General features: G+C 61.6%; 13 protein-coding genes and 1 pseudogene. 6 read left to right on the top strand and 8 right to left on the bottom strand.

The window, feature by feature from the left end; genetic code table 11:
- Nucleotides 1-206: 206 nt before the first annotated feature.
- Entirely contained in the window at nucleotides 207-2,204 is a 1,998-nt protein-coding gene (gene mnmC / locus AOA61_RS26555; protein WP_099603058.1) for a bifunctional tRNA (5-methylaminomethyl-2-thiouridine)(34)-methyltransferase MnmD/FAD-dependent 5-carboxymethylaminomethyl-2-thiouridine(34) oxidoreductase MnmC, read from the top strand.
- A 40-nt stretch (nucleotides 2,205-2,244) separates the two neighbouring features.
- Here the strand turns inward: mnmC and AOA61_RS32985 are convergent.
- A pseudogene (locus tag AOA61_RS32985) lies at nucleotides 2,245-2,409 on the bottom strand (hypothetical protein); the annotation flags it as partial.
- A 283-nt stretch (nucleotides 2,410-2,692) separates the two neighbouring features.
- Between AOA61_RS32985 and AOA61_RS26545 the strand changes: the two are divergent.
- The 4 genes from AOA61_RS26545 to AOA61_RS26530 all read left to right on the top strand — a co-directional run bounded on the left by AOA61_RS26545 (nucleotide 2,693) and on the right by AOA61_RS26530 (nucleotide 7,880).
- The gene (locus tag AOA61_RS26545; RefSeq protein ID WP_032888064.1) at nucleotides 2,693-4,465 is read left to right on the top strand and encodes an N-acetylglutaminylglutamine amidotransferase; all 1,773 of its coding nucleotides are present in this window, start codon (nucleotides 2,693-2,695) and stop codon (nucleotides 4,463-4,465) included.
- Nucleotides 4,466-4,468: 3 nt separating this feature from the next.
- Nucleotides 4,469-6,217: an N-acetylglutaminylglutamine synthetase gene (ngg, locus tag AOA61_RS26540; RefSeq protein WP_099603056.1), complete on the top strand. Its 1,749-nt coding sequence runs from the start codon at nucleotides 4,469-4,471 to the stop codon at nucleotides 6,215-6,217.
- Nucleotides 6,218-6,392: 175 nt separating this feature from the next.
- A complete protein-coding gene (locus tag AOA61_RS26535) occupies nucleotides 6,393-7,586 on the top strand; it encodes an osmoprotectant NAGGN system M42 family peptidase (RefSeq protein ID WP_032888060.1) in 1,194 nt (397 codons plus the stop codon).
- Nucleotides 7,587-7,652: 66 nt separating this feature from the next.
- Complete coding sequence (locus tag AOA61_RS26530; RefSeq protein ID WP_003192759.1) at nucleotides 7,653-7,880, top strand: YheU family protein; 228 nt, start codon at nucleotides 7,653-7,655, stop codon at nucleotides 7,878-7,880.
- A gap of 7 nt (nucleotides 7,881-7,887) precedes the next feature.
- Here the strand turns inward: AOA61_RS26530 and csrA are convergent, their stop codons facing one another.
- Nucleotides 7,888-8,085, bottom strand: a complete 198-nt coding sequence (csrA, locus tag AOA61_RS26525) for a carbon storage regulator CsrA (RefSeq protein ID WP_095185473.1) — start codon at nucleotides 8,083-8,085, stop codon at nucleotides 7,888-7,890.
- A 127-nt stretch (nucleotides 8,086-8,212) separates the two neighbouring features.
- Nucleotides 8,213-9,028 (bottom strand): SDR family oxidoreductase, encoded by an 816-nt coding sequence (locus tag AOA61_RS26520; protein WP_032888057.1) that lies wholly within the window; start codon nucleotides 9,026-9,028, stop codon nucleotides 8,213-8,215.
- A 330-nt stretch (nucleotides 9,029-9,358) separates the two neighbouring features.
- Here AOA61_RS26520 and AOA61_RS26515 point away from each other — a divergent pair, with 330 nt between their 5' ends.
- The gene (locus AOA61_RS26515; protein WP_015885095.1) at nucleotides 9,359-9,511 is read left to right on the top strand and encodes a DUF3309 family protein; all 153 of its coding nucleotides are present in this window, start codon (nucleotides 9,359-9,361) and stop codon (nucleotides 9,509-9,511) included.
- Nucleotides 9,512-9,563: 52 nt separating this feature from the next.
- Here AOA61_RS26515 and AOA61_RS26510 read toward each other — a convergent pair whose 3' ends face one another.
- From AOA61_RS26510 to AOA61_RS26490, 5 genes are all read right to left on the bottom strand, one after another.
- Nucleotides 9,564-11,651, bottom strand: coding sequence for an LTA synthase family protein (locus AOA61_RS26510; protein ID WP_032888055.1), 2,088 nt, complete (start codon nucleotides 11,649-11,651; stop codon nucleotides 9,564-9,566).
- 339 nt (nucleotides 11,652-11,990) lie between these two features.
- Nucleotides 11,991-12,182 carry a PLDc N-terminal domain-containing protein gene (locus tag AOA61_RS26505; RefSeq protein ID WP_003172956.1) on the bottom strand — a complete coding sequence of 64 codons (192 nt, stop codon included), beginning with the start codon at nucleotides 12,180-12,182 and terminating at the stop codon, nucleotides 11,991-11,993.
- Between the two features lie 67 nt (nucleotides 12,183-12,249).
- Complete coding sequence (locus AOA61_RS26500) at nucleotides 12,250-12,780, bottom strand: hypothetical protein (RefSeq protein ID WP_032888053.1); 531 nt, start codon at nucleotides 12,778-12,780, stop codon at nucleotides 12,250-12,252.
- A gap of 41 nt (nucleotides 12,781-12,821) precedes the next feature.
- Complete coding sequence (locus AOA61_RS26495; protein ID WP_099603055.1) at nucleotides 12,822-13,337, bottom strand: ankyrin repeat domain-containing protein; 516 nt, start codon at nucleotides 13,335-13,337, stop codon at nucleotides 12,822-12,824.
- 94 nt (nucleotides 13,338-13,431) lie between these two features.
- Nucleotides 13,432-15,258, bottom strand: coding sequence for a long-chain-acyl-CoA synthetase (locus AOA61_RS26490; protein ID WP_099603054.1), 1,827 nt, complete (start codon nucleotides 15,256-15,258; stop codon nucleotides 13,432-13,434).
- Nucleotides 15,259-15,270: the final 12 nt, after the last annotated feature.

The raw sequence follows: 15,270 nt of genomic DNA, 5'->3' as shown, positions 1-15,270 counted from the left end.
GCAATATCCCTTATTGCCCATTAATCAGTCATTCACCATACCCCGACGCAAGCCTTTGAATTTACGAAGATAGTTGATCGTTACCCGGACCAATTCGGGCATTTTTTGCATGCAAGTATCAGCGGGCTACCACCCCCGCCCAGCGCGGATCGGTCGCCACCGCCACGATCGGCTAGAATGGCCGCCTTGCCTTTGCCGAGTTGCCCATGAACCCCGTATCGCCACATGCCCAACTTGACTGGGACGACCAGGGACGCCCGCGTTCGCGGGTCTTCGACGACGTGTACTTCTCCGATCAGTCGGGCCTGGACGAAACCCGTTATGTGTTCCTTGAACAGAACCACCTGCAACAGCGCTTTGCCGCGCTTCCCGTGGGCGGACGATTGGTGATTGGCGAGACCGGCTTTGGTACCGGGTTGAATTTCCTGTGTGCCTGGCAGTTGTTTGATCAGCACGCCGTGTCCGGCGCCCGCCTGCACTTTGTCAGCGTGGAGAAGTACCCCCTGAGCCACGCCGACCTGCAACGTGCTCTGGCCCTGTGGCCAGAACTCAAGCCCTGGGCCGAGCAGTTGCTGGCGCAGTATGTCGCCATCCACCAGGGCTTCCAGCGTCTGGTGCTGGACAATGGCCGCGTCACCCTGACCCTGTTGATCGGTGATGCTCTGGAGCAGCTACCGCAACTGGATGCGCAGATCGACGCGTGGTTTCTCGACGGTTTCGCCCCGGCGAAAAACCCCGACATGTGGACCGCCGAGCTGTTTGCCGAGCTGGCACGCCTGGCCGCGCCGGGTTCGACCATCAGCACCTTCACCAGCACCGGCTGGGTGCGGCGCCTGATCAACGCCGCCGGATTCAAGATGAAGCGCACGCCGGGGATTGGCCACAAGTGGGAAATCCTGCGCGGCGAGTTCCTTGGCTGGCCGGCGGAGACACCCGCGCCGGCTGCCATCAAACCCTGGTTCGCGCGACCACCTGCATTTAACGGCGAGCGCCGCGCCCTGGTGATCGGCGGCGGCCTCGCCGGTTGCGCCAGCGCGGCCAGCCTGGCGGCGCGCGGCTGGCAGGTCAGCCTGCTGGAACGCCACGCCGGCTTGGCCGAAGAGGCATCGGGCAACCCGCAAGGCGTGCTGTACCTCAAACTCTCGGCCCACGGCACAGCGTTGTCGCAGATGATCGTCAGCGGCTTCGGCCACACCCGGCGCCTGTTGGAGCAGTTGCAACGCGGGGTGGATTGGGACGGCTGCGGCGTGCTGCAACTGGCCTTCAATGCCAAGGAAGCCGAACGCCAGGCGCAATTGGCGCAGGCGTTTGCTCCGGACCTGCTGCATCTGCTGGACAAGGATCAGGCCCAGCTCCGGGCCGGCATCGTGCTGCAAACCGGCGGGCTGTTTTTCCCTGAAGGTGGCTGGGTGCATCCGCCCGCACTGTGCCAGTGGCAAGCCACACAACCGGGTGTTGAGTTGCTGGCCCATCGTGACGTACTGCAACTGCGCAAAGTCGACGACCACTGGCAGGCCTGGGACGGTGAAACCCTGCTGGCCAGCGCGCCGGTGGTGGTGCTGGCGGGCGCCGCCGACGTCACGCGGTTTGCCGCCTGTGCGGAGCTGCCACTCAAACGCATCCGCGGGCAGATCACGCGCCTGCCGCAAACTGTCGCCAGCGCAGCGCTGAGCAGCGTGGTGTGCGCCGAAGGCTACGTGGCACCGGCTCGCCTGGGCGAACATACCCTGGGCGCCAGCTTTGATTTCAAAAGCCAGGACCTCACGCCCACCGCCGCCGAGCACGCGGGCAACCTGGCGCTGCTGCACGAGATCTCCCCAGACCTGGTACAGCGCCTGCACGCCGACGCCCTCCCGGCCGAGGACCTTGAGGGTCGCGCCGCCTTCCGCTGCACCAGCCCCGACTATCTGCCGATTGTCGGCCCGCTGGCAGACAGCGCGCCGTTCGCCGACACCTACGCCGCGCTGCGCAAGGACGCCCGCCACGTGCCGCAGGCGCCGTGCCCGTGGCTCGACGGCCTGTACGTCAACAGCGGCCACGGTTCGCGCGGGTTGATTACCGCACCGCTATGCGGCGAGCTGCTCGCCGCCTGGCTGCACGACGAACCGCTGCCACTGCCGCGCAGCGTGGCCGAGGCGTGTCACCCCAATCGCTTCGCGGTGCGCGCGCTGGTGCGCAGCAACGTGAACACGCCCGCGCGCTGATCGCCGCGCGCAAGCGCGTGTCATCGACGGCCGCCTGCAGCACGCGCCGGACCCTGTGCGTCATGTCTTCACGGGCATTCATGGAGTCCGCCGTGCCACCCAGCTCCGAGAGCAGCTTGAACAGGCCATCCGAACCCGGTTCATCCCTAAGTCCCTGCCAGTGGAGGTGCTGCGCGAATCGCGCGGCAAGCGCTCGTCCAGCCACAATTGGCGGGCTTTCTGCTCGTTGAGGCGGGGGATGTCGTCTTCCAGGTAGCCCATGCCCACGCCCACGCTAAACCGACGATGTCGGACGAAAGCGGTATAAAAACCCCGCTTGCTGCGCTGCGGTTTTGCGTAGGCGCCTGGCTGATGCGCGACCTACGGCCTTTTGCCTTATAACAGATTGATCTAAAACTCCGCCGATGCACCCCGGTCAGTTTCTGGGTACCCGCCATTTGTGCGCGGTGACCTTTTCTCTCCCCAACGGAAAAACCGGTAAGGAATTTATGTGCGGATTAGCTGGCGAGTTACGTTTCGATCACCAACCTGCCGACCTGGCAGCGGTGGAGCGAATCACCCATCACTTGGCGCCACGCGGCCCTGACGCGTGGGGCTTCCATGCCCAAGGGCCGATTGCCCTGGGCCATCGACGCCTGAAAATCATGGACCTGTCGGACGGCTCCGCCCAACCGATGGTCGACGCCCAATTGGGCCTGTCCCTGGCGTTCAACGGCGCGATTTATAACTTTCCGGAATTGCGTGAAGAGCTGGAAGCCCTTGGCTACGCCTTCTATTCCGGTGGTGACACCGAAGTGCTGCTCAAGGGTTACCACGCCTGGGGCGAAGCGCTGTTGCCCAAGCTCAATGGCATGTTCGCCTTCGCCATCTGGGAACGCGACGCCCAGCGCCTGTTCATCGCCCGTGACCGTCTCGGCGTAAAACCCCTGTACCTGTCGCGCACCGGTCAGCGCCTGCGCTTTGCCTCAGCATTGCCGGCGCTGCTCAAGGGCGGCGATATCAACCCGATCCTCGATCCGGTAGCGCTCAATCACTACCTGAACTTCCACGCCGTGGTGCCGGCGCCGCGCACCTTGCTGGCAGGCATCGAAAAACTGCCGCCAGCGAGCTGGATGCGCATCGACGCCAATGGCAACACCGAACAGAAAACCTGGTGGACGCTGCCATACGGTCCCCATGAGGACGAGAAAAACCTCACGCTGGAAGACTGGACCGACCGCGTACTCGACAGCACCCGCGAAGCCGTGGCGATCCGTCAACGTGCTGCCGTGGATGTCGGCGTATTGCTCTCCGGCGGTGTGGATTCAAGCATGCTCGTTGGCCTGCTGCGCGAAGTCGGCGTGCAGGATCTGTCGACCTTCTCCATCGGTTTTGAAGACGCCGGTGGCGAGGCAGGCAACGAGTTCCAATATTCCGACCTGATCGCCAAGCACTACGGCACCCGTCATCACCAATTGCGCATCGCCGAAAGCGAGATCATCGATCAACTCCCGGCCGCCTTCCGCGCCATGAGTGAACCGATGGTCAGCCACGACTGTATCGCCTTCTACCTGCTATCGCGGGAAGTGGCCAAGCATTGCAAAGTGGTGCAGAGCGGCCAGGGCGCCGACGAACTGTTCGCCGGTTACCACTGGTACCCGCACGTCGACGGCGCCAGCGACCCGTATGCCGCCTACCGCGAGGCGTTCTTCGACCGCAGCTACGACGACTATGCCGCCACCGTCGCGCCCAAATGGCTGACCGCCAACGACGCCGCCGGCGACTTCGTACGCGAACATTTCGCCATGCCCGGCGCCGATGCGGCAGTGGACAAGGCTTTACGCTTGGACAGCACGGTGATGCTGGTGGACGACCCGGTCAAACGCGTCGATAACATGACCATGGCCTGGGGCCTCGAAGCACGCACGCCGTTCTTGGATTACCGCCTGGTGGAACTGTCGGCACGCGTCCCGGGCAAGTTCAAGTTGCCCGACGGCGGCAAGCAAGTGCTCAAAGAGGCGGCACGCCGGGTGATCCCGAGCGAAGTCATCGACCGCAAGAAAGGTTACTTCCCGGTGCCCGGCCTCAAGCATCTGCAAGGCGACACTCTCAACTGGGTGCGTGAATTGCTGCTGGACCCGAGCCAGGATCGCGGCCTGTTCAACCCGGCCATGCTTGACCGCTTGCTGACCGACCCCCAAGGCCAATTGACCCCGTTGCGCGGCTCCAAGCTGTGGCAATTGGCAGCGCTGAACCTGTGGCTCAGCGAACAAGGAATCTGATTGATGAAACCCCATGCAGCGGCTTACAGCCAACGCTTGCTGAAGGGCCAGGCGCCAACCTACGAGCGCCTGCAAGCCCGACTCGCCGAAGATGGCAGCCCGCTGGCCGCCGAGCCCATTGCCGTGCATTGCGGCTGGGGCCGGCTATTGATCGGCCATACGTTTCCGGACCCGGCGAGCCTGGCGGGGGAACTGCTCAACGAACAACCCGGCGAACGCGACATCGCGCTGTATGTGGCCGCGCCGCAGCAGATCCTCGGGATTGATCCGCAGCAGTTGTTCCTCGATCCCTCGGACACTTTGCGCCTGTGGTTCACCGACTACCGCCCCGCCACCCGGGTGTTTCGCGGCTTTCGTATTCGCCGCGTGCAGACCGAGGCCGACTGGTTGGCGGTCAACCAGTTGTACCAGTGCCGTGGCATGTTGCCGGTTGACGCCGAGCGCCTGACGCCGCGCCATCAAGGCGGCCCGGTGTACTGGCTGGCCGAGGACGAAGACAGCGGTGCAGTGATCGGCAGCGTGATGGGCCTCAACCATCAAAAGGCTTTTCACGACCCGGAAAACGGCTGCAGCCTGTGGTGCCTGGCGGTCGACCCGCAGTGCACGCGCCCCGGTGTGGGCGAGGTGTTGGTACGCCACTTGGTGGAACACTTTATGAGCCGGGGCCTGAGTTACCTCGACCTGTCGGTGCTGCACAACAACCGCCAGGCCAAGAGCCTCTATGCCAAGCTCGGGTTCCGCGCGCTGACCACCTTTGCGATCAAACGCAAGAACGGCATCAACCAGCCGCTGTTCCTCGGCCCTGGCCCGCAGGCGGGGTTCAATCCCTATGCGCGGATCATTGTCGAAGAAGCACACCGGCGCGGTATTGATGTGCAGGTGGATGACGCCGACGCCGGTTTGTTCACCCTCAGCCACGGCGGTCGGCGCGTGCGTTGTCGTGAGTCTTTGAGCGACCTGACCAGCGCGATCAGCATGACGTTGTGCCAGGACAAGAGCCTGACCCACAAGGCGCTTAAAGCCGCCGGTTTGAAGCTGCCGTCGCAACAATTGGCGGGCAGTGCTGATGACAATCTGGAATTCCTCGATGAACACCAGCGCATCGTCGTCAAGCCCCTGGATGGCGAGCAAGGCCAGGGCGTGGCGGTGGATCTGCACAGTATCGAAGAAGTGCAGCAGGCCATTGAGGCTGCGCGCCAATTTGACAGCCGCGTGCTGCTGGAAAGTTTTCATGAAGGGTTGGATTTGCGCATCCTGGTGATCGGTTTCGAGGTGGTCGCCGCCGCTATCCGCCGCCCTGCTGAAGTCACCGGTGACGGCCAGCACTCCATCGGCGCGCTGATTGAAGCGCAGAGCCGACGACGTCAAGCGGCGACCGACGGCGAGAGCAAAATCCCGCTGGATGCGGAAACCGAACGCACCCTGCAAGCCGCCGGTTATGACTACAGCAGTGTCCTGCCCCGTGGCCAGACCCTCGCCGTGCGTCGCACCGCCAACCTGCACACCGGCGGTTGCCTGGAAGACGTCACCGCGATCCTGCACCCGACCCTGGTCGACGCCGCCGTGCGCGCCGCCCGTGCCCTCGACATTCCCATGGTCGGTCTGGACCTGATGGTGCCCGCTGCCGATCAACCTGAGTACGTGTTTATCGAAGCCAACGAGCGGGCCGGCCTGGCCAACCATGAACCGCAACCAACGGCAGAGAAGTTTGTGGACCTGTTATTTCCCCATAGCCAGCCGACGGCTCAATAACCCTGTGGTGAGCGGGCTTGCCGCGCGGGGCTGCGAACCAGCCCCAAAACCTGCCAATGAGTGTTGACTCGAAGCGCGCGTTGCCTGGACTAGGGGCTGCTTCGCAGCCCAGCGCAGGTCAAGCCCGCTCGCCACTACAGCCCCACGGGTTGCCCTTATTTCATCAGGAGTCTTTATGAGCCGAACCATCCCCGAACCGGATCTCAACTACCTGCAAAAAGTGCTGTTGGAAATGCTCGCCATTCCCAGCCCTACCGGCTTTACCGACACCATCGTGCGCTACGTCGCCGAGCGCCTCGAAGAGCTGGGTATCCCGTTTGAAATGACCCGCCGCGGCACCATCCGCGCAACCCTCAAGGGCCAGAAAAACAGCCCCGACCGTGCTGTGTCGGCGCACTTGGACACCATTGGCGCCGCCGTGCGTGCGATCAAGGACAACGGCCGCCTGACCCTGGCGCCAGTAGGCTGCTGGTCCAGCCGTTTTGCCGAAGGCAGCCGCGTCAGCCTGTTCACCGACAACGGTGTGATTCGCGGCAGCGTGTTGCCGCTGATGGCCTCCGGGCATGCGTTCAACACCGCCGTGGATGAAATGCCGGTGAGCTGGGACCACGTAGAGCTGCGCCTGGATGCTTACTGCGCAACCCGCGCCGACTGCGACTCCCTCGGGATCAGCGTCGGTGACTACGTTGCCTTTGACCCGCTGCCCGAGTTCACCGAGAGCGGGCATATCAGCGCACGCCACCTGGACGATAAAGCGGGGGTCGCCGCCCTGCTCGCCGCGCTCAAGGCCATCGTCGACAGCGGCGAGCCGTTGCTGATCGACTGCCATCCGCTGTTCACCATCACCGAAGAAACCGGCAGCGGTGCGGCGGCAGCCCTGCCGTGGGATGTGAGTGAGTTTGTCGGCATCGACATCGCCCCGGTCGCCCCCGGCCAGCACTCCAGCGAACATGCGGTGAGTGTAGCGATGCAGGATTCCGGCGGGCCGTACGACTATCACCTGTCCCGTCACCTGCTGCGCCTTGCATCGGAAAATGACCTGCCAGTGCGCCGCGATCTGTTCCGTTATTACTTCAGCGATGCACACTCGGCGGTGACGGCCGGGCACGATATCCGTACAGCGCTGCTGGCGTTTGGTTGCGACGCGACCCACGGCTACGAGCGCACCCATATCGACAGCCTGGCGGCGCTGAGCCGCTTGCTCGGCGCGTACATCCTCAGCCCGCCGGTCTTTGCCAGCGACGCGCAGCCGGCCCAGGGTTCACTGGACCGCTTCAGTCATCAAATCGAGCATGAAACGCAGATGGAGAGCGACACGCGCGTGCCGTCGGTGGACAGTCTGGTGGGCAACAAGTCCTCAGGCGAGTAACAGCCACTGCTGGCAACCCGGGTCCCGGCACAGTAGCATCGCCGGGATTCTCTATCTGAGGCTTGTATGCTGATTCCCTACGACGCTCTTGAAGTCGACACCCTGACCCGCCTGATCGAAGACTTCGTGACCCGCGACGGCACCGACAATGGCGACGACACGCCCTTGGAAACCCGCGTGCTGCGCGTGCGCCAAGCGCTGACCAAGGGCCAGGCCCTGATCGTGTTCGACCCGGAAAGCGAGCAATGCCAGTTGATGCTCAAGCACGATGTGCCCAAGCATCTGTTCGACTGAGGGTGTTCTAGGGGTTGGTGGCGGGTTGGGGTTGAGTGGCTTGGCGTTCGAGCATTTTCTGATGCACTTCGGCGCGGTGCACATTGATCCCCGCTGGTGCGGCAATGCCGAATTTCACTTGGTCGCCGTTCAGTTCCAGGATGCGCACGGTGATCTCATCACCGATGGAGATGATTTCGCCTACAGCGCGGCTTAAGACCAGCATGGCGTTTGTCCTTTTGGAGTGACAGGACCTCGACCATGCGCGCAGAAGGTTGATGCAACAATGGCGCGCAGCTAAATCAGGCAACACCTACACCAGTAGGTAATTTGCCTGACAGACCAACACCTGATTAGCCTTTAACAGCCTGTGCCTTGGCGCGCATCTTGTCGGCCATGGTAGTCATTTCGTCGTAGAGCAATTGCGGATTCTTCTGCTTCAACGCCCAGGCCATCCGGCCCTGCTCGTGGGGCAAGATCATGAATTCCCCTTCGGCGACACGCTGATAGATGTAATCGGCAATATCCGCCGCCGAGATCGGCGAACTCTCCAACAACTTGCCCACCTGGGCCTTCATCGCCGGCGTCGGCCCACGGAACGAGTCCAGCAGGTTGGTCTGGAAGAACGACGGGCATACCACATGCACGCCGACTTCCTGCTGCTTGAGCTCCACCAGCAGGCTTTCCGACAGCGCCACCACACCGGCCTTGGCTACGTTGTAGTTGCTCATGGCCGGCCCTTGCATCAGCGCGGCCATAGAGGCGATGTTGATGATGCGGCCCTTGCTCTTTTCCAGCAGCGGCAGGAACGCCTTGCAGCCTTTGACTACGCCCATCAGATTGATCGCAATCTGCCAGTCCCAATCCTCCAGGGACAGTTCGGCAAAGAAACCACCCGAGGCGACGCCAGCGTTATTGACGATCACATCGATGCCCCCCAGCTTCACTTCGCACGCCTGGGCAAACGCGGTGAGCTGGCTGTAGTCGCGCACGTCGCAACGTTGGGTAAAGCCATCGCCCCCGGCCTCGCGCACGAGCTTGAGGGTTTCCTGCAAGCCTGGCTCGCTGACATCCGACAAGGCCAATTGCCAACCCTCGCGGGCCCAGCGCAGAGCGATTTCACGACCCAGGCCGGACCCGGCGCCAGTGATCATCATGCGATTTTGCATAGGAAGCTGCCTTGTGGTTCACAGAAGAAGTGATCGGCAGTGTAGCGAAGGTTTTTCCTGCACCCACGCACCATCAGATTGATGAATGCCCCAGGCAAACCTTGGGCCGGGTCGGATGCCTGCGCACAGCCTAAGTTCAATCTTTTTCAACTAGTACGACGCAGCTGCGAGCGCATTAAAAGAAATAAGCGTGTTTGCAAAATGCTTTAAAAAAACACGGAATTTTATGCGAAGCGCAGGAGTCGGAGTTGTTAAGGCGTTCGTAATTAAACCTGCGGTCGTAACGTTAAATCATCAGTCCTTGCACAAGGCCTATAAGGAAATAAAACCATGAGCCTCATTCTAATCATCATCCTGATTCTGCTGCTGGTCGGTGGTCTGCCAGTCTTCCCGCACTCCCGCAACTGGGGCTATGGCCCGTCGGGTATCCTGGGTGTTGTTCTGGTTGTCCTGCTGGTGTTGTTGTTGCTCGGCCGGATATAAAAACCGCATAAAAAAAGAGGCCTGAAAAGGCCTCTTTTTTATTGCCGGTTAATTAGTCCGGCTTGCCGTCAACTACGCCGGCGGTGTTATCCAACAGGCTCTTGGTGGCCGTCTGCAGGAAAGACTCAAGTTTCTGCTTCAACGCAGCCTCGTCCGGCGATTCAGGAATCACCTTACCGGTCGGGTTAGCGCCCAGTTCGTATTCCCACAACTTCGGTGGCATCTCCTTGGGCAAAACAAGGATGCGGTCTGCGGTGACCAAAGCCACGGTCTGGTCGCTGCCCGAAGGCTTGATCACGCCAAAGCCTTTGTCACCTTCCGGCAGGTTCAGCAGATCACGACCCCAGCATTGGTGCAGGGTGTCGCCACCGAGGCGGCCCATAATGGTCGGCACGATGTCGATCTGGGTGCCCACGGTGTGGTCACGCTCGCCGAACTTCTCCTGCATGCCCGGTGCAATCATCAGCATCGGCACGTTGAAGCGGCCCAAGTCCATCTCGGTGATCTGCTGTTCGTTGCCGAAGCCGTGGTCGCCCACGATTACAAACAGGGTTTCCTTGAAGTACGGCTCCTTGCGGGCCTTTTCAAAGAACTGGCCCAGGGCCCAGTCGGAGTAACGCATGGCCGTCAAATGCTCGTTGAGGCTGCCACGGTCAGTGACTTTCTCGACCGGCAATGGCGTCGGCAATGCGTACGGCGTGTGGTTGGACAGGGTTTGCAGCAGTGCGTAGAACGGTTTGCCGCCTTCGCGGGCTTTCAACTCTTGCAGGCCACGGTTGAACATGTCCTGGTCGGACACGCCCCACGTCGGATCAGAGAACACAGGGTCGACGAAGTCGTTGCGGCCAATGAAGTTGGTCATGCCCTGGTTGCTGAAGAAGCCCGACTGGTTGTCCCAGGCGAAGTCGCCGTTGTAGACATACACGTCGTCAAACTGACGCGCGCTGAGCAACTGCGGCAGGCCCGACAGCTTGTGGCTGCCTTCCGGGGTCTGCATCAGGTATTCAAAGCCTGGCAGGTTCGGGAAGCAGGCCATGGTGGCGAACATACCCTGGTGGGTGTGAGTGCCGTTGGAGAAGAAGCGGTCGAACAGCAGGCCTTCCTTGGACAATTTGTCGAAGGACGGCGTGATGTTGCCCGGACGGCCCAATGCGCCTACCGAGTGACCGGCGAAGCTTTCCATCAGGATGACCACGACGTTCTTGATCGGCAGGGTCTTCTCGGCCGGCGGCATGTAGTCACGGCGCACGGCGGCGGTGTCGGTATCAACCAGTTTCTCTTGGGGCAATACCAGCATGTCGCGCACGGTCTGGGTCGCCAACGGCTGATCCAGAGTGGCCTTCCAGATATTGGCGCGGTCCTCACCGAACCGAGCCTTGGCCGCCGCGATCAGCGACAAGGTGCCATTGAGGCCCAACTGGTTGGCGAAGTTCGAATCGGTGGTGTACACGTCGCCCCAGCGCAGCGGCGGGCCCTGACGCAGAGTGCCACGGGCGGCAACCACAGCGATCAGCAGGCAGACCACGAACACCGCGATGCGGCTGTACCACGGCGCGACCTGGCGGGTGCCGATACTGCCACCGCTGAATGGGCCGCGTGGGCGCGTCGCGCGATCAGCGCCTTTGAAGGCGATGCTCAGGATCAGCGTGCCTACGGCCCAGGCCAGCAGGTAGCGCACCACCGGAAAACCGTACCAGAGCATGCTCATCACGGTTTTCGGGTCTTCCTTCACGTACTGGAAAACCAGGCCGTTGAGGCGCTGGTGGAACTCGCGGTAGAAGTCCATCTCCATCAAGCCCAAGAACAGGGCGATGCTGGACGCAATGGTCAGCCAGAAACGGAAGAACCCACGCGCGGCCATGGCCCGTACGCTGAACAGTGCCAGCAGCAGCGGGATCAGCAGATACACCACCAGGCGTATGTCAAAACGCAGGCCGTTGGCGAACGCTTCCAGGAAGGTCGAGGCCGGGGTGTCGAGGATCATCTCGCGGTTGTACACCAGCAGCGCCAGGCGCAGCAGGGAGAACATCACCATCATGACCAGTGCGCAGAGCAGCGTGTATGCCAGATGGGATTTGACGGTCGGTTGCAGCAGGCGATTAGAAGCTCGCTGCTGACTCAGGGCGTCCGGGTTTGCCATGTCGTTTCAGGACCCATTGGAAGTTTAAGTGACGAAATATCGCGGTGGCGCGAATGGTGCCCGATCAATCACAGCAAGGCTATTAATTACTGAACGTGCACCGCTGCACCGCCTTTAATAGCAGGCAGAAAAAGCCGGAGAATTGTCTTGGATGGGTTGTGAAAATTCTGTACAGCGAATATTTCGATACAAAAATCACACAGGCATCCTGAAACGAAATGTGGGAGGGGACTGGCTCCCGATCGCGATGTGTCAGTGCCAGATGAGTGGCTGATACACCGCTATCGGGAGAAGCTCCCTCCCACATTTACTGTGCCCACTCCAGACGGAGTGAAGCGATCAAATCCGCACGTTACCCCGTGGCCCGGCAATCGCCCAGATGATCAGGCCCAGGACCGGCAGCAGCAGGATCAACAGGATCCACAACACCTTGGCGCCAGTGCTCGCGCCGCTTTTAAACACATTGATGATCGCCCAGATATCCAGCGCGAGGATGATCAGCCCAATCAAGCCATTAAATGTGGAACCCATGGTGTCGCTCCTAAGTGAGGGCATGCACTTGTAGGATAGTCAGCCCTGGCAGGGGTTCCGTTTTATTTCAGACGTGGACCGCCACCTTCAGCGCTTCCAGTGACGGCTCCGCCTTGATGCCGACTTCGGCGCACAGCTCCAGCACCCGAGGCAGGTCGTTGCCAAACACCAATACGGTCTGGATTTCGTCATCCAAGGGCAGGCTGAAATCAAGCAGCACATAGCCGCCATCCTCCGGGCTCAGGGCGCTCATCTGGATCTGAATGCGGTTCAGCGCGGTGAGGCCGTCAGCCTTGGCCAGTTGCTTGGGCTTGAGGTTGAACGCGACACCCGGACCGAACGAGGCGACGATCTGCGCAAACAGATCGCCATAGGTGTCGGCCTGGAACAGCACGGTCTCTGGCAGGCTGCCGACCACCACCCACTCCCCCAAAGGAATCGGGAAGGTGTCGTCGTAGTTGATGTCTGGGTTGGCTGCCAGAAATGCAGCAGGATCGGCGTAGGCCTGGGCAGCCTCATCAGCGATGCGCGCGACCTCGTCCTCGCCCATGACCCCGGCGCTGATTTTGCTGATAAGTTCGACGAGGGCGGTTTTCATGGGGCGATCCTGTAACGGGCTGGTTTTTGAGGGCGCAAAGCCTACACCAGTTTCTGCAACTGCGCCGCCGTATCCACCGCGCCCATGGTCTGGGCCGCTGCCAGCGCGGTCGCGCCCTGGGCATCTGTGGCCTTGGGGTTGGCGCCCTGACCAAGCAGGTAATCGACCATGTCAACGCGGTTGAACATCGCCGCCATCATCAGCGCGGTGCGACCGTCTGAGGACGCGGCTTCTACCGGCGTCCCCCCCTCGATCAGCGCCTTGACCACCGGCAGGTTGCCCTTGAAGGCGGCACCGGCAATCGGCAGTTGGTTCTTGTCGTTCGCAATCAGTGGATCGGCCTTGAACTCCAGGAGCACTTTCACCGCCTTGGCGTGGCCGTGGTAGGCCGAGAGCATCAGCAGGGTGTCGCCATTGTGGTTGCGGAAATTGGCCGGCAAGCCTTTGGCCAACAGCGCGGCAAGCATGGCCGCGTCGCCGCGGCGGGCCACATCGAAGACTTGCTCGGCAAATTCGGCGGCTTCGTCTTCGGTCATTTGTTTAGGCTGGTCGGACATGTGGGGCTCCTTATCTGGTACTGAATAGGCGCCAGTGTCGCGAGGGAGTTCCCACCTGTCATGGCTTTTTTGTCAAAAGCCCCCATAGCCACAATCAATAGCGGAACTGACCGCCCTGGATCTGCGCGAGTAATTGCCCGGTGACCGGCACGTAGCAGTCCGAACCCGGCAGCCAGGCATACACCGGGTCATTGCCGGCCTTGTCCGGATCGAAAGCCTCCTCCTTGAGCTTGACCTTCTGGTACTTGAAGGTACCGGTGGTTTCCATCTTGACCTTGATCCGCAGGAACAATGGCACCGCATAGGCTGGCAACTGGCCGTGGGCGAATTGCAGCAGCTCGCGCATGTCCAGCGCAGCCAGGGACTCGCTGGGGGTAATGGCGACCATGCCCGCGCGCCCGTTGGTGTTCTCGATCTCAACGCCATACGCCACCACTTCGGCGATCTGGGGGTGTTGCAGCAGGACATTCTCGACCTCGGTGGTGGAGACGTTTTCACCCTTCCAGCGGTAAGTGTCCCCCAGGCGATCGACAAATTGCGCATGGCCGAAGCCGATGCTGCGCAACAAATCGCCGGTATTGAAGTAGCGATCGCCCTTTTCAAACACGTCAGTGAGCACCACCCGGCGATTTTTTTCCGGATCGGTGTAGCCGTCGAAGGGCGATTTTTCATCGATCCTCGCCAGCAACAGCCCCTGCCCGCCCGAGGGCACCTTACGCATAAAGCCATCGCTGCCGCGCAGCGGCTCGCCGCCTTCGTGGTCATAGTCCACCAGGGCCCAATGCTGCAGGCAAAAGCCGATGGTGTTGTCGAAATTCAATACGTTGGTAAAGCCGATATTGCCGTCGCTGGCCGCGTACAGCTCGCAGATATGCTCAACGCCGTAGCGCGCCTTGAACTGCGCCCACACGCCAGGGCGCAGGCCGTTGCCGACCATCTTGGTGACGCGGTTATCACGGTCGTTTCCACTGGGCGGCTGGTCGAGCAGGTAACGGCACAACTCGCCGACATAACCGAGGGTGGTTGCCTTGAATCTGCGCGCATCGTCCCAGAACTGGCTGGCGCTGAACTTGCGGCGGATGGCAAAGCCTGACGCGCCGACAATTGCAGAGCCCCAGCACACGCACAATCCGGTGGCGTGGTAGAGCGGCAAGGTGCAATAGAGGACGTCATCCGGCCCCATGTCCAGGGCGATACTGCCGAAGCTGACGGCCGTCTTGGTCCAGCGGCCATGCTTCATGATCCCGGCCTTGGGCAGGCCGGTGGTGCCGGAGGTGTAGATATAGAAGCACGGGTCATTGAAGAAGACCTGCGCGGTGCTGGCCGGATTCTCCAGCGGGCACTCGGCACTGACCGCCATCAGGTCGATATAACCGTCGGGCACCTCGGTGGATTGCTGATCGGCGACGAACCAGGTTCGATCAGCCTTGATCGCGATCTGATCACGCACGGTTTCATAGGAGGCCACCAGTTCCGCACCGACAATAATGGCCACTGGGCTCACCAGGTTCAGGCTGTGCACCAGCGCCGCCTGGGTTTGCGCAGTGTTGAGCATCGCGCAGATGCCACCCAGCTTGGCCACGGCAAGCACGTTCAAAAGTAATTCGGGGCGATTTTCAACAAACAGAGCCACCACGTCACCCTTGCCGATGCCCTGGGCGTGCAGGTGATGGGCGATACGGTTGGCACGCTGGTTGGCTTCGGTATAGCTGAGCACCTGATCGCCATACAACAAAGCGTTGCCATCCGGATTGCGCAGGGTGGCTTGCTCAAAGTGCCAGCCCAATCCGCAAGGCTGCGCGGGATCGGTGACATTGGCGGCACGCATGCCACGCACGACGCGTGGCAGGGCACGAACAATGGAGGGCATCTTACGCAACAGCTTGCCCCAGGTGATCATGTCGTTCTGCGGGTGGCTCATGGTGGAACATCC

Source organism: Pseudomonas sp. 2995-1 (assembly GCF_002742505.1).
GTDB classification, from domain to species: Bacteria; Pseudomonadota; Gammaproteobacteria; order Pseudomonadales; family Pseudomonadaceae; genus Aquipseudomonas; species Aquipseudomonas sivasensis.
Note: the sequence above shows the minus strand (reverse complement) of the source record. Positions and strands in the feature narration are given on the sequence as shown.

Coding starts and splice junctions, on each gene's coding strand:
- mnmC (WP_099603058.1), top strand. CDS start 207: ATGAACCCCGTATCGCCACATGCCCAACTTGACTGGGACGACCAGGGA.
- AOA61_RS26545 (WP_032888064.1), top strand. CDS start 2,693: ATGTGCGGATTAGCTGGCGAGTTACGTTTCGATCACCAACCTGCCGAC.
- ngg (WP_099603056.1), top strand. CDS start 4,469: ATGAAACCCCATGCAGCGGCTTACAGCCAACGCTTGCTGAAGGGCCAG.
- AOA61_RS26535 (WP_032888060.1), top strand. CDS start 6,393: ATGAGCCGAACCATCCCCGAACCGGATCTCAACTACCTGCAAAAAGTG.
- AOA61_RS26530 (WP_003192759.1), top strand. CDS start 7,653: ATGCTGATTCCCTACGACGCTCTTGAAGTCGACACCCTGACCCGCCTG.
- csrA (WP_095185473.1), bottom strand. CDS start 8,085: ATGCTGGTCTTAAGCCGCGCTGTAGGCGAAATCATCTCCATCGGTGAT.
- AOA61_RS26520 (WP_032888057.1), bottom strand. CDS start 9,028: ATGCAAAATCGCATGATGATCACTGGCGCCGGGTCCGGCCTGGGTCGT.
- AOA61_RS26515 (WP_015885095.1), top strand. CDS start 9,359: ATGAGCCTCATTCTAATCATCATCCTGATTCTGCTGCTGGTCGGTGGT.
- AOA61_RS26510 (WP_032888055.1), bottom strand. CDS start 11,651: ATGGCAAACCCGGACGCCCTGAGTCAGCAGCGAGCTTCTAATCGCCTG.
- AOA61_RS26505 (WP_003172956.1), bottom strand. CDS start 12,182: ATGGGTTCCACATTTAATGGCTTGATTGGGCTGATCATCCTCGCGCTG.
- AOA61_RS26500 (WP_032888053.1), bottom strand. CDS start 12,780: ATGAAAACCGCCCTCGTCGAACTTATCAGCAAAATCAGCGCCGGGGTC.
- AOA61_RS26495 (WP_099603055.1), bottom strand. CDS start 13,337: ATGTCCGACCAGCCTAAACAAATGACCGAAGACGAAGCCGCCGAATTT.
- AOA61_RS26490 (WP_099603054.1), bottom strand. CDS start 15,258: ATGAGCCACCCGCAGAACGACATGATCACCTGGGGCAAGCTGTTGCGT.